The sequence below is a fragment of the Pontibacter beigongshangensis genome (assembly GCF_014332515.1).
GTDB lineage: Bacteria > Bacteroidota > Bacteroidia > Cytophagales > Hymenobacteraceae > Pontibacter > Pontibacter beigongshangensis.
The window spans coordinates 22,429-45,128 of the sequence record NZ_VFSD01000021.1; the positions used below are offsets into that span (position 1 = coordinate 22,429).

Annotated in this window: 13 protein-coding genes; 2 read left to right on the forward strand and 11 right to left on the reverse strand. The window is 44.7% G+C overall.

Annotated features, from left to right (window positions below; translation table 11 throughout):
- The 11 genes from FJM74_RS16430 to FJM74_RS16480 form a co-directional block, all read right to left on the reverse strand.
- Positions 1–3,243: a SusC/RagA family TonB-linked outer membrane protein gene (locus FJM74_RS16430; protein WP_187263731.1), complete on the reverse strand. Its 3,243-nt coding sequence runs from the start codon at positions 3,241–3,243 to the stop codon at positions 1–3.
- Between the two features lie 346 nt (positions 3,244–3,589).
- On the reverse strand, positions 3,590–5,227 hold the full coding sequence (locus FJM74_RS16435; protein WP_187263732.1) for a RagB/SusD family nutrient uptake outer membrane protein: 1,638 nt from the start codon (positions 5,225–5,227) through the stop codon (positions 3,590–3,592).
- Positions 5,228–5,243: 16 nt separating this feature from the next.
- Positions 5,244–8,225 carry a SusC/RagA family TonB-linked outer membrane protein gene (locus FJM74_RS16440; protein WP_187263733.1) on the reverse strand — a complete coding sequence of 994 codons (2,982 nt, stop codon included), beginning with the start codon at positions 8,223–8,225 and terminating at the stop codon, positions 5,244–5,246.
- A gap of 1,194 nt (positions 8,226–9,419) precedes the next feature.
- The gene (locus FJM74_RS16445) at positions 9,420–9,680 is read right to left on the reverse strand and encodes a RagB/SusD family nutrient uptake outer membrane protein (protein ID WP_187263785.1); all 261 of its coding nucleotides are present in this window, start codon (positions 9,678–9,680) and stop codon (positions 9,420–9,422) included.
- Between the two features lie 109 nt (positions 9,681–9,789).
- Complete coding sequence (locus tag FJM74_RS16450) at positions 9,790–10,803, reverse strand: pectinesterase family protein (RefSeq protein WP_187263734.1); 1,014 nt, start codon at positions 10,801–10,803, stop codon at positions 9,790–9,792.
- 36 nt (positions 10,804–10,839) lie between these two features.
- Entirely contained in the window at positions 10,840–11,613 is a 774-nt protein-coding gene (locus FJM74_RS16455; RefSeq protein WP_241739208.1) for a rhamnogalacturonan acetylesterase, read from the reverse strand.
- Positions 11,614–11,620: 7 nt separating this feature from the next.
- On the reverse strand, positions 11,621–12,427 hold the full coding sequence (locus tag FJM74_RS16460) for a rhamnogalacturonan acetylesterase (RefSeq protein ID WP_317175570.1): 807 nt from the start codon (positions 12,425–12,427) through the stop codon (positions 11,621–11,623).
- The gene (locus FJM74_RS16465; protein WP_241739210.1) at positions 12,393–14,009 is read right to left on the reverse strand and encodes a glycoside hydrolase family 28 protein; all 1,617 of its coding nucleotides are present in this window, start codon (positions 14,007–14,009) and stop codon (positions 12,393–12,395) included. Before FJM74_RS16465 ends, FJM74_RS16460 begins: the two co-directional genes overlap by 35 nt.
- Positions 14,010–14,391: 382 nt before the next feature.
- Entirely contained in the window at positions 14,392–15,372 is a 981-nt protein-coding gene (locus tag FJM74_RS16470) for an alpha/beta hydrolase (protein WP_187263737.1), read from the reverse strand.
- 586 nt (positions 15,373–15,958) lie between these two features.
- The gene (locus tag FJM74_RS16475) at positions 15,959–20,311 is read right to left on the reverse strand and encodes a hybrid sensor histidine kinase/response regulator transcription factor (protein WP_187263738.1); all 4,353 of its coding nucleotides are present in this window, start codon (positions 20,309–20,311) and stop codon (positions 15,959–15,961) included.
- A 468-nt stretch (positions 20,312–20,779) separates the two neighbouring features.
- Positions 20,780–21,220 carry a transposase family protein gene (locus FJM74_RS16480; protein WP_187263739.1) on the reverse strand — a complete coding sequence of 147 codons (441 nt, stop codon included), beginning with the start codon at positions 21,218–21,220 and terminating at the stop codon, positions 20,780–20,782.
- A gap of 459 nt (positions 21,221–21,679) precedes the next feature.
- On the opposite strand from FJM74_RS16480, the gene FJM74_RS16485 reads away from it, so the two are divergent.
- Together FJM74_RS16485 and FJM74_RS16490 are read left to right on the forward strand one after the other, a co-directional pair.
- Positions 21,680–21,970, forward strand: a complete 291-nt coding sequence (locus FJM74_RS16485) for a transposase (RefSeq protein ID WP_187263740.1) — start codon at positions 21,680–21,682, stop codon at positions 21,968–21,970.
- Positions 21,967–22,533, forward strand: a complete 567-nt coding sequence (locus tag FJM74_RS16490; RefSeq protein WP_317175574.1) for an IS3 family transposase — start codon at positions 21,967–21,969, stop codon at positions 22,531–22,533. Before FJM74_RS16485 ends, FJM74_RS16490 begins: the two co-directional genes overlap by 4 nt.
- The last annotated feature ends 167 nt before the right edge of the window (positions 22,534–22,700 follow it).

Below are 22,700 nucleotides of genomic sequence, written 5' to 3' on the forward strand. Positions count from 1 at the left end.
TTAAAAAGTAACATTAAGACCAAACAATAATTTCTTAGCCTTTGGATAAGCTGAATACCCAACACCAGGAGTTAAAGGAGTCGAACGCCGGGTATCTACTTCAGGGTCCTGTCCGGTATAATTAGTCCAAACTTTTAAATTGTAACCGGCAACATAGACACGCAGTCTTTGCATCAGCATCCTTTTCGAAATGTTAGTTGGAAGCGTATAGCCCAAAGACAAGTTGCTTAGGCGTAGAAACGAACCATCTTCTATAGCCCAATTAGTCAGAACTGATGAGTTGGTAATCGGGGACCAGATTTGAGCATTTGCATTTAGCTCCCGTAGAAGATCAGGATCAGCATTGTTGCCGTACATGATATTGTTTCCTGTAACCGGGTCAATGGTTGTAAACCTTTCGGAAAGTGCCATGATAGAACTTAAATTCTGGTATCTCTTGGAGCCGGTAAAAGTGGTATTATCAATTTTATCAGCATTATAGATATCATTACCATAAGACCAGTTGAACATAGCACTTAAATCAAATCCCTTGAATGCAGTATTTAACGTAAAACCACCTGTGTGCTTTGGTTGCGCCTTCCCAATTACAGTCCGGTCTTCGTCCGGAGAAATTTTTGTCCCTTCACCGCTAAGTTTCTTCAGCTTGATGTGACCTGGTCCAAAATAATTTCCTGAAGTAGTAATTACCGAAGAGGCATCAACCACACCTTCCTTTAGAATCCATTTTTTCTGCGTATCATCCCAGTTGAAATCATCAAACGTGTAGAAGCCATCTACTACATAACCATACATTAAACCAACGGGTTGGCCAACGATAGCGCGGTAGTCGTCTGAACCTATGCCCACTCCCCAGCCGGAAGAGGCAATAAGCTGATCAGACCCGTCCAATGCCAGAATCTGGTTTCGGTTAAAGGCAATGTTGAAATTGGCAGATAAACTAAAATCTTTTTTTTCAATGATATAACCTGAAGCAGAAAGCTCCAGACCTTTGTTAGAGGTGCTTCCTATGTTCTGATATTGCGTAGAATAGCCTGAATTGGAAGGCAAGGCTACCGCCAGTATAAGGTCTTTGGTGGTATTTTCATAGGCATCCAACGAAACCGTATATCTATTGTTAAAGAATCCTAAATCCAAACCAAGGTTGGTAGAAACTGTGGTTTCCCAGGTTAAATTCTCATTCTTCAATACAGATGCAGTTGCAAGTGCACTTTGAGGCTTTTCATCAATATAGTAGAGGCTTCTGCTTGAGCTTACAAAGCCATACTGCTGTCTCCAATAAGAGCCAACCCTTGCATTACCTACCTCACCATAGCTGACACGTACTTTAGCGTCAGACAGCCAATCCTTAGTGGGTTGCATAAAGCTTTCATCAGAGAGCCTCCAGGCAAAAGCGCCACCTGGGAAAAGTCCCCAACGCATACCTGGAGCAAAAACATTTTTGCCATCTGCCCGGCTAGTAAGCGTGAAAATATACCTATCCTTGAAAGTATAGTTCATACGACCGAAGAATGAGGATGTGCGGGATGGTTCGCCAATGGTTGTATAAGTAGGCTGAGGAGTTCCGTAATTCCACATAGCCAGCACTTCGTCTGCAGAAAAGTCATTTGGAAAGAATTTTGACTCGGAAAGCATCCGATTGTTCTCAGAATTTATCATCTCCTGCCCTAGCACAAAGGAGAATCTGTGTGCATCCTTGTTCAGATTGAGGTCGTAAGATAAGACATTTTGAAAAGACCAGCGGATACCTTTCTCATCGGTACGACGGGCAACCGGCTGACCTCCGTTTGCACTTGCTTCGCCTGTGTTTCTCAACCAGATATTATCGGTAAAATCCTTATCGAAAGAATAGGAGCCTCTTGTTGAAAATTTTAAGCCTTTAGTAATATCCCAATTTAACCCGGCATTAAATGTAAGGTTAAACCTATGCTGGTTTTTATATTCGTTAACAATGTTGTAAATAGGGTCGTTCAGAGAGCTTAATGCTTCAGCAGAGGTAACATCATCCGCACCACCCAAAGCACTTTCAGTCAAAAAAGATAAACTTCTGACAGGAGCATATTTCACACCATCTCTTAATTTCCTTCCACTGGAAATACTAGGCCCGGCAATAACGGTGTTTGCCATTCTTGAATTAAAATCCAGGCTCAGCTTTGGGCTGATTTTCTTAGTTAACTTCGCGCTGAAATAATCACGCTTGTACGTAGAATTCAGCATGATGTAATCCTCTTCATCATGCGTGTAGTTCAGATTATAACTGAGGGTTTTTTCGCCTCCTGTGAATCCCAGGTTGTAGTTTTTTTGAACTCCTGTGTTTCCATAAAGCTGGTCTTGCCAATCAATGCCGGGATTCGATTTGTAGATATCTAAATCATCCCACAACCCATACATATTGTAAAAGGAAGTACTCGTAATAGAGGTGCCGGGATCAAGCTCTTTCTGATAATAAACATACTCGTAAGGAGACAATACGTCTGTAAGTTTATAAGTTTGGCTTACCCCCACATAAGTGTTGAAATTAATTTCAGATTTTCCGGACTTTCCTGACTTTGTAGTTACCAGCACCACCCCGTTTGCCCCTTGAGCACCATAGATAGCCGTAGAAGAAGCATCCTTTAAAACATCTATTGTTTCGATATCGCCAACTGGAATATCATTGATATTGCTTACTTGGAAGCCATCTACGATATACAAAGGTGAGTTATCCTGTGTTATTGAACCACCACCACGAACACGTACTTTTACATCGGCATCTGGCGAGCCTTCCGGAATGGTGATGTTAACTCCTGCCAGGCGCCCGGAAATTGCCTGGAGTACCGAAACTGCGGGAATATCTTTTAATTTCTCAGCATCAATTGAGGCAACTGATCCGGTTAGGTCTTTCCGTTTTGTAGTGCCGTAACCAATTACCACGACCTCATCCAGGGCCTTAGAATCAGGATCAAGCGTTACATTTACCGTTGACCGGTTGTTGATAGCCAGTTCCTGGCTGCGATACCCTACAAAGGTAAATACAAGTGTAGCATTCCCAGCTGGTGCCTTTAATTCATACTTTCCATCTCTGTCAGTTGCGGCACCGGTACTGGTTCCCTTAACCAAAACAGTAACTCCGGGCATACCTTGCCCACTTTCGTCAAAAACTGTCCCTTTTACCAAAAATCCTTGTGCAAATGTCGGAGCAATTGTAAAGATGAAAAAGGGCAGGATTAGTAGATACCTTGCTTTTTTGTGTAACTTTTTTTTCATGCACATTTTTGTTATAATTTAAATTCTTTTCAGTACTACAGTATAATCTAGATCAATCTTGTTACATTACAAGTAGGAAGCTCAAGTTCAAAGGACTGAGCCAACGTTGGCATTGAGTAGTATTTTTTTCAGTTCCAATGCTTATCGCACGTAAATACAGGAACAGGAGAATGTATTCCCACGTATATTGTTCTACTTATAAAGGCCTTCCAGAGCCTCTGTCGGTGCTGCTGCTGCTACTTGGCAAGTTTGGCCTGCTAATATCTTGCTATGGAAAGATCAATAAATTGATGCTACAGGTAAGCCTGAACTCTTTGGACTTACCTGTAGCATAGATATTTATTACTTATTGATATTCAGGATTTTGAATAAACTCATCTTTATTTGTCACGGCATCAATCTGTTGTTGTGGTATTGGCCGGAGTATGTGATGTGGTTGTATGTGTACCGCATTATCAGGATTATAAGCATTTATGCGCTCAATCAATTTTCCTGTACGCTTCAAATCAAACCATCTCAATTGCTCTCCCGCCAGTTCCCTGGCCCTCTCATCCAGAATGAAATCAAGTGTTACCTGAGCTGGTGCAACCTGCATTTCAGCTTCGCGGCCAGGTTTGGCAGCACGATTACGCAGAACATTAATGTAATCGGCAGCGTTGCTTAAATTATTTAGGTTCATTTCCGCTTCTGCCGCAATCAGATACATTTCAGCTAGCCGAATTACAAAAGCATCCCGGGCACTCTGAGCTTCATTAAAACTAGCTCTTGTAGGATCCATGAATTTTGACAGTTGCTCAAAACGGTTGTTATCCTTTATGCTTCCATCCGGATTATAGGTGTCACTACGGTCAAAAATCAGATAGTCTTTTGAGGCCTCCACATTATCAGGCACTTCTTTAACTGTGATATAAACCGCTGTATCTCCAATCTGAAGAGTAGAAGTAGGCGTATTAGCAAACCAATACTGCTTAAAAGATCCTTCATGCCGGGCATCTGCATCATTAAAAAGATCCAGTAAAAAACGGGTAGGTGCATAACGAACAAATGGACGGCCGTTCGTAATGTCTCGTGTCAGGCCAGGCAGGTTATCATACTTCATCAAAAATAAGAGATGACCGCTGTTGCTGCCTCTTCCATGGCCATAAGGGTTCAAACTGGAGTTAGCCAAGTCATTCAGAGCCAGATCTTCGTTGTAATTTACGGCATAGATCACCTCTTTATTCTTCTGATTGCTCATAAGCCACAGATCCGCGTAATCTGGCAACAACTGGAAATCATACTCATTGATCACTGTTTTGGCCATGTCTAAGGCTTCCTGATTCCTGCCTCTTGTTAGATACATACGGGCTAAAAATGCCTGTGCAGCAGGCTTGGTGGCTCTACCGTACTGAAGTTGCGTAACCGGCAGGTTCAGTACCGCATATTCCAGATCTTCGAATATTTGTGCGTAAAAAGCTTCAACCGGTGTGCGATTGGCCGTTGAGACAATTCCATTGGTCTCAGATAGTGTAAAATGAACGCCTCCCCAGGTTTCTACAATGTGCCAATAGTAAAAGGCACGTAAAAAACGTAATTCTCCTTCTCTTACACTTCTAACCTGAGGCGAAAGGTCAGCGTTCTCGATGTTATTAAGCCCTCCGTTAATGAGGTTTATGGCAGCATAAAATTCCCTCCATATGTTGGCCAATGCCCCATTGCCAGCCTGCAAATTCAGGTAACGGGTCAGGTCAGGGTATGCATCACCGCTTCCGCTGGTCCAGAGGTCGGTACCGGTTTCAGCAATATTATAGCCTTCTTCTTTGCCATACCACCAGCGTTGATACGAGTAAGCTGCATTTACAAGCGTTTCGAATCCTTCTGGCGTGGTATAAACAGTTTCTGCAGTCAAACCGCCCGGATTGTACTCTTCCAGCTGGTCTTCGCACGAGGTAAAACCGATCATCAGGATTGCCAGTGCGGATATTTTGATATATAAAGACTTCATCTTAGATTCTGGTGCTTTAGAGGTTTACATTTATTCCAACTATGATCAGCTTCGTCATCGGGAAGCTCTCAGATCCCCCTCTTTCAGGGTCATAATCCAGGTTTTCTTTTGTCCAAGTATAAAGGTTTTTGGCGGTAGCATATACTCGTACACCACTTACGAAGGTGTTTTGCAACAAACCTGAAGGCACTGTATAACCCAGGGAAACATTGCGCAACCGGATATAGGAACCGTCCTTGTAGGGGAGAGTTGACAAATATTGCAGGCCACCATTTCGGTTAGGTCTTGGATAATCGTTTGTTGGGTTCTCCGGTGTCCAATAGTCTAGTCCTGCGGTGCTGTTTCCTGTCACCTGCTGGTCAAAACGAGCATATCGGTCGGCCCTGATCATCTGTCCCATCCGGGCAAAGAAGAAGGCACTCAGGTCGAAACCTTTAAATCTAATCGTGTTGTCAAATCCGCCGCTCCAGTTAGGCCTGGGCGTTCCCAAAATAATGCGGTCGTTCTGTGAGTCAATTTTGCCATCACCATTCTGATCCTTCACTCTGATTTCCCCAGGCATTTGACCGAACTCTTCCGCTTCTGCTGCATCTGCTGTTTGCCAGATGCCTAACTTTTCATAGTCGTAGTAGACATTGGTAGGATATCCGATAAACCAGCCGTTGCCTATGTCATCTTGTCCGGTTACCAGCTCTACGAATTCTTCTTTATTTCTTGTAAAAGTAAAGTTGGATGCCCACGTAAAGTCAGTGCCCTCAATGTTTGTAGTTGCCACGGAAACCTCAACCCCCCTGTTCCTCGTTTTTCCAATATTCTGAACAACTGTGGTAACACCGGCAGTAGGGGGCAAGCCGCGGGTCAACAGAAGATCAGTGGTTACGGCATCATAAACATCGACCGAACCGGAAATGCGGTTGCTTAATATTCCGAAATCCAATCCTGCATTTTTTGTAGTTGTTAATTCCCACCCTAACGCGGTGTTACCCACATTTCTGGAATAGGTATAGGCCTGGGCGTTTACGTTATCCCAACCGTAGGCCAATCTTTGCAGCTGGCTCTGGGTGCTGTAGATAAAATTGTTGCCAGGGTCATTTCCGGCAATTCCGTAACTTACCCTCAGCTTCAGATCACTCAGCGCATTTAAATCTTGCATAAAGTCTTCCTCAATCAATCGCCATGCAAAAGCTGCAGATGGGAAAAGAGTCCACTTATGGCCAGACGCCAGTTTAGATGAGCCATCTGCACGTGCTGTTAAGGTTACTAAATATTTACTTTTCCAGCCGTAGTTGACCCTGCCGGCAAATGACACAAGATCAGATTCCAGGTAATCAGAACTGATTTTCACTTCTTCGGAATTGTTTTCCAACGCATAAAACAATTGAGAAGACAAGAGCTGGTTGACACCGGAAGCATTGACTTCATCAAAATTGTAACCCACGTAAGAAGCTACGCCCGTAACGGTTATGGAATGATCGGCTATCTCCTTCTGGTAGGTAGCTACGTTTTCCCAGTTAATGTTTTTACTGTTGTTAGCGATGTAAGTAGATTGTGATTTAGCCTGCAGGCCTCTGTCGAGCGACCTCGGAGAGGCATAGATGCCATTTCTGCTGTAACCTAAAGTGGCACCGAATGTACTGCGCAACGACAGTCCCGTAATTGGCCTTACTTCCAGATAAGCATTTGCCAGCAAGCGCGTATTATCCATGGCATTGGTATACACATTAGGCTGTTCATCAGCAAGCGGATGAACGGTTTGCCCGTCGATTAACAGGTAATTGAAGTTGCCTTCCGCATCATACATGGCGCCCAGAGGGCTTACTTTGTTTGCCTGGTTTAACGGATCTCTCCTGATGCTCTGATCGTAATACGTTACCTGACTCTGCATACCTGCCGTTATCCAGTCATTTACAGAATAATCCAGGTTTAGGCGGCCAGTGTAGCGTTTGAGCTCATCCATTTTCAATACACCTTTTTCATTAAAATAATCTAACGACATATAGGCTTTCAACTTATCGGAACCACCGCGTAAACCAACCTGGTAATCCTGCTGAATACCGTTGTGCAGCAATTCATCCTGATAGTCAGTCCAGATGCGATTTTGCACCGCATCCAGTTCTCCATTTCCCTGAAAAGCAACGGCATCATCTGCCGGGCTGTTCCACAGGCCAGCAGCTCTGAATGCTTCTCGCCTCATGGCTACAAATTCATCCAGGCCCATCGCTTTCGGATACATCGTAACCTGCGACACACCGGCATAGCTATTAAAGGTAACCTCAGGTTTTCCACTTAGCCCTTTTTTGGTAGTTATTAAAATAACACCATTAGCAGCTCTGGAGCCGTAAATAGCAGTTGCAGAAGCATCTTTCAGAATCTCCATCGACTGAATATCATTCGGGTTGATATCCTCGATTCTTTGATACTGGACTCCATCCACAATAATCAGCGGCTGATTGCTTCCGCCAGCAACAGAACGAACACCACGAATCTGGATAGAAACGCCCGCTCCAGCTTGGCCGCTGTTACGTACAATATCGGCGCCGGCAATTTTACCCTGGGCGGCTTCCAGCACGTTCGCAGATGGCACCTCTCTAAGTTCTTCACTTTTCAGTGAAACGACAGAGCCTGTTACATCAGATTTCTTTACAGTTCCATAGCCAATTACTACCACTTCGTCCAGTGCTTTCGCATCAGAAGCCATTGTTACATTAACAGTGGACCTATTATTAATTGGCACCTCCTGCATCTGGAAACCTACAAAAGAAAAAACGAGCGTCCCTCTTCCGTCCGGGGCAGAAAGGGTATAGTTACCATCATTATCTGTTGGTGTAGCTGTAGAAGTACCTTTCAGCAGGACTGTAACACCTGGCAGCCCCTCCCCTTTCTCATCCACAACTTTCCCGCTCACGGAAAAATCCTGAGCGTATGCTGTAGTCATTGCTAAAAAGAAAAAAGGCAGCATCAATACATACCTTGTTTTCTTAAGTAGTGCTCTTCTCATACATTAAAAAATATATATTTAACAGGATTCATTTATTTTTATAAAGCGATTCATCAGGATTGATTTCACTGATCAGTAGTAGATTATTATTTGTCTTTGCACCTTTCCTTTTTTATGTTCCATCATATTACCTTTTCAAGTGTTCCCCCAACATTAACTTATAATAAAATCACATTTACTACAAGGCCCTCTATTTAATACCAGCTTGCCAGGACTTGAGGAATTGCCTCATTTAGCTTATGTTCTGAAGCTACCACCTCAACCGGATATGTTTCGCAGCAGCATCTTCTTAATACCCTGCACGAACGTTAGTTAAAATTCAGCACTAACAAACAATCGTATATTATTTAACCTATTGCTGCCAGACAAATATAGACAGACCGGAAAGATTAGAGTTTTAAAAATTGGTGAAATCCTTATAAAAATCATCAAAAAGCGTTTAAAACAAAAATTCAAGCACCTAATGTTACCTGATTTGAAGATAGAAGATGTGGAGCCTGTATAGCCGAAAAGCCATGTAGCTACGGCAGCAACAGAGATCTTGCTGCCGTAGCTGCATGAGAAGAATAGCCTTGTCCCCCAATATTGAGCTAAACGATACTTAAACCAGAGGAGCCGTTGATGGCTTTAAATATTCCACTGGAGTAACTTGGTAAAACATTTAAAACATACGCTGAAAAAGGCTGCTATGCGCAAACCTAGAAAATATACAATATAAACAAAAAGCACCTTCACCTGTACTTCCTGATTTATATCCTTATTTAGCCCGCATTCCCGCACCAATTCAACAGGAGCCAAATTGGTCGGTATTTTGGAAATTTTTCTAATCAAAAAAGCCTTCCGGAGGTTTCACAATACTCTGCTGCTTCTGCTGCTGATAAGGGAATACCAAATAGTATACGCCCACAACATCTATCATAGGATGACAAGAAGATAAGCCTTAATTGGAGGGAGGTTTATGCGATTCGATATAACTTTTCTGTATTTAGGAGAACAAAAGCCTCTTACCTCCCCTAAGGCTTACCTGGTGCAGTTCAGCCCGTAATGGCTGATACTGATTTAAACGATGGCATGGCCAAATGTATAAAAACAGTAGAACCTCCGGTATAAGCAGTATTGAAATTTCCAAAACCGGAGGTTCTACTATTTTTACATCCTCATTAAGTTCAGGAGATGACGCATCTACTCCAAAATCTAGTTATAACCAGGATCTTGTTTAAACTCCTCCTTATTCTGCAATACATCAATTTCGATCTGAGGCAATGGGCGCAGGGTGTGGTAATCCTGGATGCTTGGAGCAGCATCAGGGTTATACTTCCTCATGCGCTCCACCAGTTTACCCCTACGCTTCAGGTCGAACCACCGCAGTTTTTCGCCTGTTAATTCCAGAGCCCGCTCAAATGCTCGGCAAAAGTCTCCTCTGATGCTGTTGCTGATCAGGCTTTTCTGCGGCAGATCTTACTTGCAGGTACTGAGGGCAGGTTTTGCCGGATGCAAGTGAAAATACGCTGATGTAAAAGAACAGCCACCGGAGCTTTTGGATTTTTAATATGTTGGGGCCAGCTTACTGGCCTGCCTCTGGCAGGTACCACTTGTTATCACGCCCGAAAATGTTTTCCAGGGTGTGTGTCTTCGCCTCTTTTTGCGAAAGCTGCTTCGACCAAGCAACACGCTGCCCCGACGGTGCCCCAGCTCCTGAGCTTTGAAACTCTGCATAAAAAGCCGTTTTTTCTTTGTCAGGGAACATTTTGTCGCCTGGCCAGGCATGCCAACCTTCAGGCCTTATGTGAGGCCCCATCTCTGTCCGGATAAATACAGTTTGAGCATAGGGGCGCCAGGGCCGGCCTAAATACACCTTTTCAACCCCGGGAGCTGCTACCAGTTTGCAGTCTATAAACACATAGCCAAACTGCTGCGATTGCCTTTGTGCCGAAGCCGTAATATAGGAATCTGCCAGGCTGCGGATGGTGCAGTTCCTGAAAACACAGGTTGCCTCGCCAAAGATGAAATCTGTGGTGCCCTCTATCAGGCAGTTTTCGTAATATTGGGTGCTTTCTTCCTTTGCTGTAAAGAGTGTATCCTGGTTCCCCAGCAGGTGGCAGTTTCGCACAACGACCCGGAGGCCTTCCACATGCAGTGCCACAGCCTGCCCCACACGGCCTGCCGTATTCTCAATCGTCAGGTTCTCCAGTATGGCATCGTTACCCTGCACCAGCACCGTATAAGAAGTGTAGGTAGAATACTCTGCTAGTCCATAACGGTCTTTACCTGTTGCGACCGGCTTGCCCGAATAATCATTTCCGGTAATAATGGTAGATTCCGGGCTTTCGCCAATCAGGGAGATGTTTGTTTTCCAGGAAGGAACGATTACTTTTTCATTATAAGTTCCTGCTGTTATGTAGATACGCACCCGCTCTTTGCCTAAATCACGAACAGAATTTACAGCTTCCTGTATAGTTTTATAATCGCCGCTGCCATCTTGTGCCACCGTTAGTGTAGGCGGGTAAGTTTTTTGAGCGAAACTGTGATGCGCGATAAGAAAAATGAAAAGAAATACTCCTACTAATTTGTTTACCATCGTATTTTTAAAGAAAGTTTACGAAACTTAAAGCTTTTATTTCTTTTTATCAGGCTTTACAACCCACTTCAGCAGCTCAAGGTCCGATCTTTTCATCTCATCTAAAACTAATTCGGCTAATAACCTTGCACCGAATTCACTGAAATGGGTATTGTCGCTAATACCGTTCGGAAATTGCGGATTGGTACCTGCTTCCGAAACATTGAACAGCAACTTGGAATGTTCCGGGCCAAAAGACTCGTACAATTGTCGGCTTCTGGTGTCAAGGTCTATCAGGGGTACTTTTTCTGCTTCTGCCACTTCGGCTACCACCTTAGAATACTCCACGTGCGTCTCCAGGGCCTTGCCATCCTCACTAAATTTGCGTCGCGAAACAGGAGTTACCAGTACCGGGTGCGCCTTTTTTGCCTTGGTTTCGGAGACAAATAGGATCAGGTTTTTGCGGTAATCTTCCGGCGAAGTGTATCGGGCTTTGTAAATCTCTTCTTTCGCCTCATCGTTGTGGCCGAACTGCATAAAAACGTAATCGCCTGGCTTTAGCGCCTGCTCTATGGGTTGCCAGCGGTTCTCACTTAGGAAGGTCCTGGTGCTTCTCCCCCCTCTGGCATGGTTCTCTACGGTCACATCTTGATTAAAAAACACGGCAAAAGGAGTTCCCCAGCCAGTAACAGGGGCCTGCGAAACAGGTTGTGTACAAACGGTGGAGTCTCCGATAAGGTAAACAGTTATTTTCGCCGGCTCCGACAGCACAAAAGAACTTAAGGCTAATACCATGGCCAAAGCGGCTACTTTATGAAATATTTGCATCATAATCAGTTTATTTTTTGGGTACTGGTTTGAAAAAATGAACCGCTATTCCGCCAGGGTTCTGCGAGTTGAGTTCTTTGTACACTATTTCTGCCATTTTGCGGGCTCCCAGTTCACTAAAATGCGTATCGTCTACTTTGCCTTCTGGGTAGTTAGGATGTTGGCCTGGCTTTAGGTGGTTAAACAGCCATTTGGAATTTTCGGGGCCAAAGGATTCTAATACGGCCTGACTTTTTTTATCCAGTTCAACTAGTGTCACGCCCTCCTTTTTGGCAACCTTCCGAACCAGCGCCGAATACACCTGATGCGTATCCTGTAGATTTCCTTCGGCATCAAAGCTTCGCCTGGCTGCAGGCGTGATCAGCACCGGAATGGCTTTTTTCGCTTTGGTATCGCGTATGTACTTCGCCAGGTTTATCTGGAACTGCTTTTGGGTGGTTGCCTGCGGCTTAGTAGGTACTTCGTCGTTATGCCCGAACTGGATCAGCACCAAATCGCCTGGCTGAAGTTTATCCACAATAGGCGCCCACCGGTTTTCTTCCACAAATGATTTGGTGCTGCGCCCGTTCTGCGCGTGGTTGTAGATAACGGTATTGCTGGTATCTATGAACTTCGAGAACATCATGCCCCAGCCTGTTTCGGGGTAGGCTGTAACTCGCTTTTCTGACATAGTAGAATCTCCTACGAGAAAAATCTGGCGCTTTGGTGTTGGGCCACTAAAAGCAAACCCAACAAGGGCCAGAAGCAAAAGGATATATCTTATGTTATTCTTCATAGTTCTGTTAGTGTAATTGTACTGATTTTGTTCTCGCTCCATTCATGGCTTCCACTTTATTGACAGAATTGGAAGTATTTGTGTTTGATACTTTGATATTTTTGCTTCGATTGCCATTCACTTTAATCAGCAGGTTGGTCTTCTTATTATAAGTTAGATCATCCACCAGCACAGTGCGGCTGTTCTCAACATATACCACCGGGTTCGTTTCAGAAGTATGTAAGGAAACTTTTTTTATGGTGATATTTTCTGCCTCTATTACTTCTGCACCCATAGTAGACTTCAGCACAGCATTGGTGATGCTGATGTTTTTGACGCTCATTTCAGGCAGCCCTCTGATAAATATCCCTTTTCTGGCTCCATTACACACAACATTGCTGATCTCTATATTTCTGAACTGCGGCGTTTCCTCTGTCACAGCAGGTGTTTCGACTTTTTCGCCCGGAGCAGGTGGCTTTGTAAAGTAGTACATATCAAAATAGATCGCCTCGTCCACGATATCCTTCATATAGATATTCCGCATGTAAATATCCTCTACCACACCTCCCCGGCCTCTCGCTGTTTTAAACCGCAGGCCTTTGTCGGTGCCTACAAAGCTGCAGTCCGTGACAAAGATGTTGCGGGCGCCACCGCTCATTTCGCTGCCCACCACAAAGCCTCCGTGCCCTTTGTATACCACACAGTTCCGTATCACAACATTCTCTGTAGGCATGCCTCTGTCACGCCCTGGTTTATCCTTTCCGGATTTTATGCAGATGCCATCATCCCCTACATCGAAGGTGCAGCCCTCCATCAACACATTTTTACAGGACTCCACATCTACCCCATCGCCATTCTGGGCATAATCCGGATTCTTGACAAATACATTACGGAGCGTAATATTTTCGCTCATGAGCAGGTGCAACCCCCAGGCTGGCGAGTTCTGGAATGTAACGCCTTCCAATAGCACTTTTTTACAGGAGGTTAGATTGAGCAGTGTAGGGCGCAGATAGTCTTTTACATCATCATAGTTTTTTTCGGTTTTGCCAGGCACTATGGCACCCGGATCGGCCAAGCTCTGACCTCTCATACTTTGTCCTCTGCGCGTTTTTTCAGAAGGAAACCAAGTTCTACCGTCTTCACTTACCAAACCACCACTGGCTATTTTGGCTTTCCATTCACGTTCTGTCAGGGCATCTCTAGTGACCATGCGCCAGGAATCCCCGTTTCCATCTATGATGCCCTTGCCTGTAATGGCTATGTTCTGCAGGTTAGTTCCGGAGATTGGCGATTGGTTACGCATAGAAGGTTTTCCTTCATAACTTCCTTTTACAAGCGCATATTGATCAAAATCGTTTGTGAAAAGCAGCATGGCATTTCGGCTGATGTGCAGATTAACATTGTTCTGCATCACGACCGGACCTGTTACCCAAACACCACCAGGCACCAACACTACTCCTCCCCCTTTGTTGCTGCAGGCTTTAATAGCGTTGTTAATATTCTCCGTGTTCAGTGTAAGCCCATCTGGCTTTGCACCAAACTGTGCAATGTTGAATGTGTCGCTTTTGAAGGCAGGGGCAGCAACTTTCGGTAGATTACTCCATGAAAATTTTTGTGTCTCCGACTGCCCGTAAAGGTTATCCAAATTGAACAGAGTAAATAGTAACAAAAGGAGCGTTGAGCATATTTTCATGTTGGTCATGGTAAGAGTGTGAAAATTAAAATGGCCCGAGAATTTCCGCTCGTGACTAATTAGTTTACAGCCTGTAGCAATTGAAATCATCTTTCAATTAAGGTAAAGCGGCCTGTTGCCACGGAATAACACTTATTAAGGAAGTAGGTCGCACCATCTTAGATTCAATTATTTCAATTATTCTAATGAAAAGGCAATTCAGAGACCTTTCTATGCTCTGCTACACCTGGTGCTTATAAGTTTGCCTTGGGAGACTTTACATCTGAGTTATGGCAAAATAATTCACCTACTTATGTATTAGCTCACTACAGTTTATTTATTATCTCACTACAGTTTATTTTTTCACCTGCGTAACCACTGACTTCTCTTTGAGGACCTTGTTCAGAAAGTTAGTCGTGTATTTCAGAGTAGGTGTAAACCATGGCTCAAAGAGCCAGAAGGTGTGCGGCGTATCAGGTATAAAGTATGACTCATTATATATTCCTTCCTTCTCCAGTATCCTGATCATATCTCCTCTGCCAGCCAGAAAGCGTGGATGGGAACTGGCTACATACAGGATGGGTGGTGTATTTTTCCCGGTATGGGTAAGGGCTGATGCTTCTGCCCAGGTATCTGGTATATCTTTAGACAGACCTCCTAACCACTGCTCCGCATAAATCCCCTCTGTTGATTCAGGATGCTTCATGGCCAATGTGCCGTCTATGTCTACTATGGCTTGCACCGCACTGGAATGGTTTAGATGCTCCCCCTGCCCTTCCAGCATTTCTAAGTCGCCTGTGGTACCCAGAAGCGCTGCCAGCTGCCCGCCTGCGGAGGTGCCATAGGTGGCAATTTTTGTCGTATCCAGTTTGTACTCACGAGCATGCGCGCGCATCCACCGCAGGGCAGCCTTTAAATCGTGTACCGCTGCCGGATAAGGAGCCTCCAGCGAGAGCCTGTACTCTACTGCCACTGTTACATAGCCCTGGGCAGCCAACTGCTGCGCCATGGGCCACTCCAATGTTTTGTCTCCGGAGCGCCAGCCTCCACCATGGATCAGCAACACGCCCGGGTAGCCTTTCTTAGATTTCTTTGCCGGGTAGAACACATCCAGGTGGAGCGTTCTGTTACCGAGCGTTCTGTAGACGATGCTCTCCGCACTTTTAACTCCCTTTGGCAAAGCAGGCAGAACCGGCCTGATGAAGGGGTGATGTTTCTTCATCTTCTCATAGGTGCCGGATAAGGTGTAGGATGTATCCCGGGGAAAGTCTGCCTGCTGTGCAGTCGCCACGCCAACATACAGCAAGCTTAATAATATGCAGATAATTTTATTCATTGTTGTGCTTTTAGCTTCTCTTCAGGCTATGTTCCGGAAACAGCAGAAGCAGTGCATCCAAAGCCTTTACTGTTCAACCTGTTGATTTTTTTTGAATAAAAAGTGTCTTCCGGAGCTTTCTGCAGCTGCTGATGCTCCTGCTCCAGAGCCATTACCTCCCAGTGTTTGCCCCGGCCTGGCGGTAAGTTAACTGTTGCTAACTCAAAGACTGCAGGTACTAAAGCCTGCCGACTTCTCCGGTAATTCTCCCCTCACGCTTTGCCACACTTACCTAATTTAAACAAGATATCACTAACTAATATTTGTACATATTTCAAATGATGCTGATAGGCAAATATAGGCAGGCAGTAGGGAGCAGGATTTAAAAAATTGTCAAAATGCTTTTAAAAATCGTCATGCAGCGCTAAAAAGACCGGTTATATCAATTAGAAGCAAGTACTTCAGGCCACCGGGGACGCAGTCTGTAAAAAATAAAAACCCGTGGCTATACGGCGACCAAACAAAGTCGGCTGCCGTATAGCCACGGGAAATATAATTTGGGATCAGGTTTTCAAGAGAATGGTGGCAGCACCACCTCCCTCTTCCTTTATGAATGATTTAGCGCCTTGTCCATGGATTTAAGATATGCTGTGGGCGTAACCTGGTATTGCTTTTTAAAACAGGTGCTGAAATAGCCGGCATTGTTAAACCCGACAGCGTATGCTATTTCAGAGATGTTGGTTTCGCCAGCATCCATAAGTTGCTTACCCCGCTTTAGCCGCATTTCCCGCACAAACTCTACGGGAGCCAGCTCCGTGAGGCTGGTAAACTTTTTGTAAAAGGTGGTCCTTCCCATACCTACCGTTTCTGCCACTGTATCGATGTTGAACTCCGGATTGGACATACCGTCTTCCACTATGTGTATGATCTCTTTCAGGAAGGCCTCGTCTTTTGAGGTAATCACAATCTCTCCGGGGCTCAGGTCAATGGTTCTTTTATCTCCCAGCAGGTTCTCAAATATTTTCTTTCGCTGATGGAGCAGGTTTTTAACGGTGGCAAGCAAAAAATCGGTTTGAAATGGCTTGGTAATGTAGTAGTCAGCCCCATAGTTTAATCCCTCTATCTGGTGCTCTACAGAGGTTTTGGCTGTTAAAAGGATAACAGGAATATGGCTTGTCTCCAAGGTGTTCTTTAATTTATCGAGTAGCTGAATGCCGTCCATCTCAGGCATCATCACATCGCTCAATACCAGGTCCGGCAGTTGCTGCAAGGCTTTCCTGAATCCCTCTTCACCGTTTTCAGCCTCTATCACTTTGTAATACAATGTAAGCTGGTCGGCCAGAAATCTCCTTAACTCATGATTGTCCTCCACTATCAATACCAGTGGCAACGTCTCCGATGTAAGTGTGTTATTGGCTGCACTACTGCCTTCAGCAGGTGTCTCCTCAGCAACCATATACCTTCTGCTTAGCTCCTGTGGAGCATCTAACCAGACCACATCATCGGCATTGAAATGATCCTTGCCCGATTTCAGCGTAACGGTAATGGTCACGCCCTCTGTCGGGTTGTTAGTTGCTTTGATTGTCCCGTGGTGTAACTCAACCAATTCTTTTGCCAGCGCAAGACCAATACCGGTACCTCCCCAGTTATTACCGTCTTTTTTGTCACCTTCGTAGTAGAGCTCAAACACATCACGCAACTTATCGGCAGGAATACCCATGCCTTGGTCTATCACTCTAATGGTAAAAGAATCAGCTGGTTCGTTAAAACCAACATCCATGGTAATAGACTTCCCGGCAGGAGAAAATTTAAGCGCATTAGACAGCAAATTATAAATAACAATATCCATTTTCTCCACATCTATCCAGGCGGGCAGCTCTTTCACCTTAGAAGTAACTGCCAGTGTTATCTGTTTCTCGGAGGCCGCTTCTACAAAATGGCTGCCTATATCTTTTAGAAAGGACAATATTTCGGTTTGCGCAATATGGAGCTTCATTTTACCGCTTTGCGCTTTTCTAAAGTCAAGTAGTTGGTTTATAAAACGCACCATTCTGTTTGTATTCTTTCGCACCACCTGAATGTATTCCCTGCTTTTTGGCGTTAAATCTTCCTGCGTAGAGATTGCCTCAATCGGATTTACGATTAAGGTTAGTGGTGTGCGCAGCTCATGCGAAATATTGGTGAAAAACCGGAGCTTGAGTTCTGTCAGTTTTTGCTCGATCGCAATTCTGTTCCGCAGCTTTATCATTGAGAAAGCTACCCTCCTGATTACCTCAAGCAGGATAAGGGCTAAAACAAAATACAGCACGTACGCCCACGTGGTACGCCAGATGGGCGGGTGTATGGTAATAGCCAATCTTTTATAGGGTAAGGCTTCGAACAATTCACTGTCCTGGCTCTTTACCTCAAATAGGTAGTCGCCGGGTGGCAGGTTGGTATAGGTGGCTTTCCGCTGGTTTTTCACCTGATGCCATTCCTCATCAAAACCAACTAAGCGGTAGGCATAGTGCAGTTTGTTGCTGGAATGGTAATCCAGTATCGTATATTCTATTTCTACTATGTTTTCGTTATAGGCAAGCTCTATGCTTTCGGTGTGGTTAATACTCTGCTTCAGGGGCGAATGAGCACTACCGAGGCTTATGTCTCTGTTGTTGATCTGGAAATTCGTGAATACCATATTGGCTGCCACTTTCCGGTTCGTTATTTCAAGCGGATCAAAGGTCAGGTATCCGTTTCTGGCGCCAAAGAGTAAATTGCCGTTTTGTAACGTTAAGCCTGCAGTCTCCGAAAAACCGGATTGTTGCAAGCCATCATAAGAGTCAAAGTTCTTAAACTGCTGTGTGCCCGGATTAAATCTGGAAACGCCATTCTCCGTCGCCACCCATACATTGCCGTTCTTATCCTCTGCCATGCTTAAGATATAATCGTTTGGCAAGCCATCTTCTTTCGTGTAAACTTTAAACTTAATGCCGCTTTTATCAACTATGGCCTTGTTCAGCCCCCCACCCGATGTGCCAAGCCACATGTTGTTTTTACTGTCCCTGAACACAAACTGCACATCGTTATTACCCAGACTGGACTTATCGCCTGCAATCCTCCTGTAGCGCGAAAAACGAAAATCATTTTCTTTGTCCGGATCAACCACCAGCAGACCATCTGTTGTCGCTACCCATATTTCACCGCGGCCCCCCTCGCTCAGGTGCCTGATTTTGTTATGCGCGTTGAATTTAAAATTGCCTAGCTTATTGTTAGCATTAATAAACCGAACCCTGTCACCTGACTCCTCCACCAGGTTAAGACCATGACCATAGGTGCCTACCCAGATTCTGCCCTTTCTGTCTTCGAGAATAGCATAGACCATTTCGCCGCTCAAACTGTAAATGTCGTTCTGATCCGGTAAGTATTGCGTGAGTTGGTAGGAGGTATTGCCCTGCCCTATTGGTTCCGCCTTAAAAAGACCATTGCCTTTGGTGCCAAGCCACATATTTCCTTTACTGTCTTCGGTAATGGTGTATACGATGCCTATGCCTTGTTTCGGCGCATTTAAAAAGCTATGTTTAACAAGGCCATGCTGATCATACACCAACAGCTTACCTGACTTGGCTGCCAGCCAGACTCTGTTTTTACTGTCGTTATATAATCCTCTTATTTCGTTGTCAGAATCATTGGCTGAATTGGGGACTAACATTCTGTAGTCGAAATAATTTTCCTGGAAAATTATTTTATTGATCCCCCTGTCATTGGTACACAGCCAGAGCACGCCCGTCTTATCTAAATAAAGGCTGGTGACATAGTTAGAAAACCGATGATCTATGCTACCAGGCTCGTTATAGAAGTGTTTTATGTTATCTTCAGCCGGATCGTAGTACCCGAAACCTCCCCCCTGCATACAGACCCACACTCTCTTTTTATGATCCTCGATAACTTTAAAATTCTTTAATGAAGGATGAAAGGTAACATCTATTGTTTGGGAGAAGTACTTGAAGGTTCCGGAAGCAGGATCATACTTAATGGCACCCTTAAATTCAGGCTGAATCCATAAGCGCCCTGCACTATCTTCAAAAACAGACAAGAAAGCACCTTTACCGCCCATAGTAGCCGTAGAGGCGCTTAGATCGGAGGTATTGACAGTAATTAGTTGGCCTTCAGGATTTACCAGGTAGAGCACATCTCTCTTTTTTGATAAACACATGGCGTTTATTTTACTGTCGCAAACTTTTCGCTTTACAAATGACTTTGTCTTTTTATCGAACAGAACCAAGGAACCGCTATTTGTCCCGAACCAAATTTTGCCCCTGTCTTCCGCAACAGAGGTATAACTAAACTTGCTCAACGAATCTGAGAGCACACCCAGGTTCAAGTAAGTACCTCCTTCCTTGGCAGCAAGCCGATTGAGCCCTTTGGAACTTCCTATCCAGACTGTGTTTTGCTGGTCTGGGTACAGGAAAGTTATTTTATTGGAAGCAAGCCTTTTACCCACTGGCTGATTGATGGCATACCGGATAATCTCCGGCTTAGACGAACCAGACTTTTTTATGCAGAATACGCCCTGGTTACTTGTAGTTAACCATACAATGCCGCGCTCTGCAGGAATAATCTTGTTGAAAGCGATATTGGAAATACCCTTTTGCTGTAGCAGCTCCGCTACAGCAAAAAATTGCTCTGTTTTCTTATCAAATCGGTATACCTGGTTATCGTAAGTTGTCAGCCACAAAAAACCAGCCTGATCTTCCACAATTTCTCCGATTCTATTATTCCTGAGCCTGGAGTTATCGCCCGGGTAGGCTTTGTAAGTAATAAAGTTATGCCCATCGAACCTGTTGATGCCATCCCAGGTGCCAAACCACATAAAGCCTTCCTGGTCTTTGAGTATTCCCATCACGCCATCATGAGACAAACCGTCTTCTGTGGAATATCGCTCTATCTTACATTTAATCTGGGCACGAGCTTGTGTTGCCATTATACAGCAAAGCATAAGTAACAACAACTTTATACAGGCACCTTTAAACATTTTAGTAGCAAAGAATCTGAAAACAAGAATGATTATGTAATGTAATTCAAACTTATTTAAATGTTATAGTAAATAAATAAAAGTTAGTGAGAAGCGTATATGGTGGTGTATGTAAATTTCCGCGCTAAAGCCTCATAGGCACTTTTCCTACCCAAATTATTCAGAAAATAACTTTCCAATGAAGTTGTCTGCTGCTGATGTTCTTGCTTAACGCAGGTTAACTTCCCAATTGTTCCTTACCATTCAAATCATTGATCTTTAAATATTTAAAAACTTCTCAACGGATCTATATTTTGCGTTGCCTAATAGTGAGAATAGGAGCGAGGTGAAAGAGTTGTTTGGCAGCCTCCAGGCTTCAGAAAGGCTTTCTCGTGAGAGGTTGCTAAGGCTCCTCCAATCTGTTTATTGAAAATAGCTTTATTGTAGGTAGAGAAAAGAGATTATCCACCAAACATTTCTAATTTCAACAAAATCTAACGAAGCACTAAATAGAGCTTTTTCTAAAACAGTTCGCAGGTGGTGTAAACCACCTGCTACCATCATTATTTTGTCCCGAGCATTTATTGCCTGTATCCTTATTTTCTCTTTTGCAATGTTGAGTCGTTTCACACCTGCCATCACATGCTCGACTGGTACTCTGAAATGATTAATGTGCCTGTTGTCGAGCTTCTCCTGTTTGGAGAGTTCCACGTTCCGGGACCTCTTTTTTGAGATCAGCAAGATGCTTACATTCTCCGTTCCATAGCCTAGATAACCCAGGTCCTCCACCAGCACTGTGTGTTTTGGGAACAGTTGGCCTGCCTGGTCAGCTATTGGTTTATCGTGCACACCACATGGATAGGTGCTACTTAGAAACATAATGCTGTCCCGTTATTCTGTTAATAAGTTGCTCTTGACCGTGTGTGCCTTCTTCTTACCGCTGTACTCATGCTTTTGCCGCTCATAGTCCACAGAACGCGGTATATCCCGCTCCCGTGGCATCCATCAGCAGCACAAAGCGCGTGAAGGAGAGCAGGAAGGCGTAAAGCTGGCTGCCAAGGCGCTGCAGCAGTGCCCATAGGCGAGCAAGTGCCTGCTCAAGCAAGGGCAAGAGCAGTTTTAACCTAAGGTGCTCCCCATAGTTTGGACAGTAAAAGCTTCTTCCACATCAAAGTGTTCTTTTCATGTTATTAAAAGACAATGCTTTTTGTGCCTTTTGCATTACCTCCTCTTATTCCTAGCCCCTTCTCAAAACTCACCAGGTTAACATTGGAGTTGCTACCTTTGACTGGAGACCTTTTTCGGGCAGATTTAAATAAATGTTTAAATTTGACTAAGATGGAAAGACGCGTATTTGATGCCTCCTTCAAACGGATGGCCATTAACCTCTCCTATGCGAGGGGGTCAGTAAAAGAGGTAGCCGACGAGTTAGGAATTGATCCAGGCCGGTTGAGCAAGTGGCGGCAGCAGGAGAGCTCACCCGTAAGATCTTCTGAAGGGCTCAATGATGATCAGAAAGAGATTAAGCAGCTACAAAAGGAGCTGAAGGAGGCGCAGTTGGAGCGTGGTATACTAAAAAATGCGGTCAGCATCTTCTCCAGGGGAGACGGGCGGTATACGGATTCATAAAAGAACAGCGTCACCAGTTTCCCTTCGAGAAGATGTGTCGAGTACTCCAGGTCAGTGCCAGCGGCTACTACTACTGGCTGCATCATCCGGTCAGTCTGCGGGAGCTCAAAGAGCAGGATATCGTGGCGCAAATTAAGGAGGTATATCAGCAGAGCAAGTGGCGCTATGGCAGCCCCAGGATCAGCGTTGAACTCCGGGAGCAGGGTGTCCGGGCCTCCCGCCCAAGGGTAGCCCGCCTCATGCAGAAACACCAGATACAGAGTGTCATAAGAAAGAAGTACCGGGTACAGACCACCGACTCCAGCCATACCTATACAGTAGCTGAGAACCACCTGGCAAGAGATTTTCAAGCAGTAAGACCGGCAGAGAAGTGGGTCTCGGATTTGACCTACATCAGGACCCGGGAAGGCTGGCTTTACCTGACGATCGTACTGGACCTGGCCGACAGGAAAGTGGTGGAATGGGCGCTGAGTGAGACCATGGAGGCGGAGACGACCACTGGCTGCCTTTCAGATGGCCATCAGAAACAGGCCTGTATTTTATTCCCTTTTGTTTCATTCTGACCGAGGTGTGCTTACGCCTGCAGTGCCTTCCGAGAGCAACTCAAGGGGGTAGCAGTGGTGCAGAGCATGAGGTACTGTTTTAAAAGTCAAACATTTGTATTGAATTTTTCTTATCTTCACTCTACCTGAAAGAGAGCTCTCGGGCCGACAGGTGCTGGATGCTCATC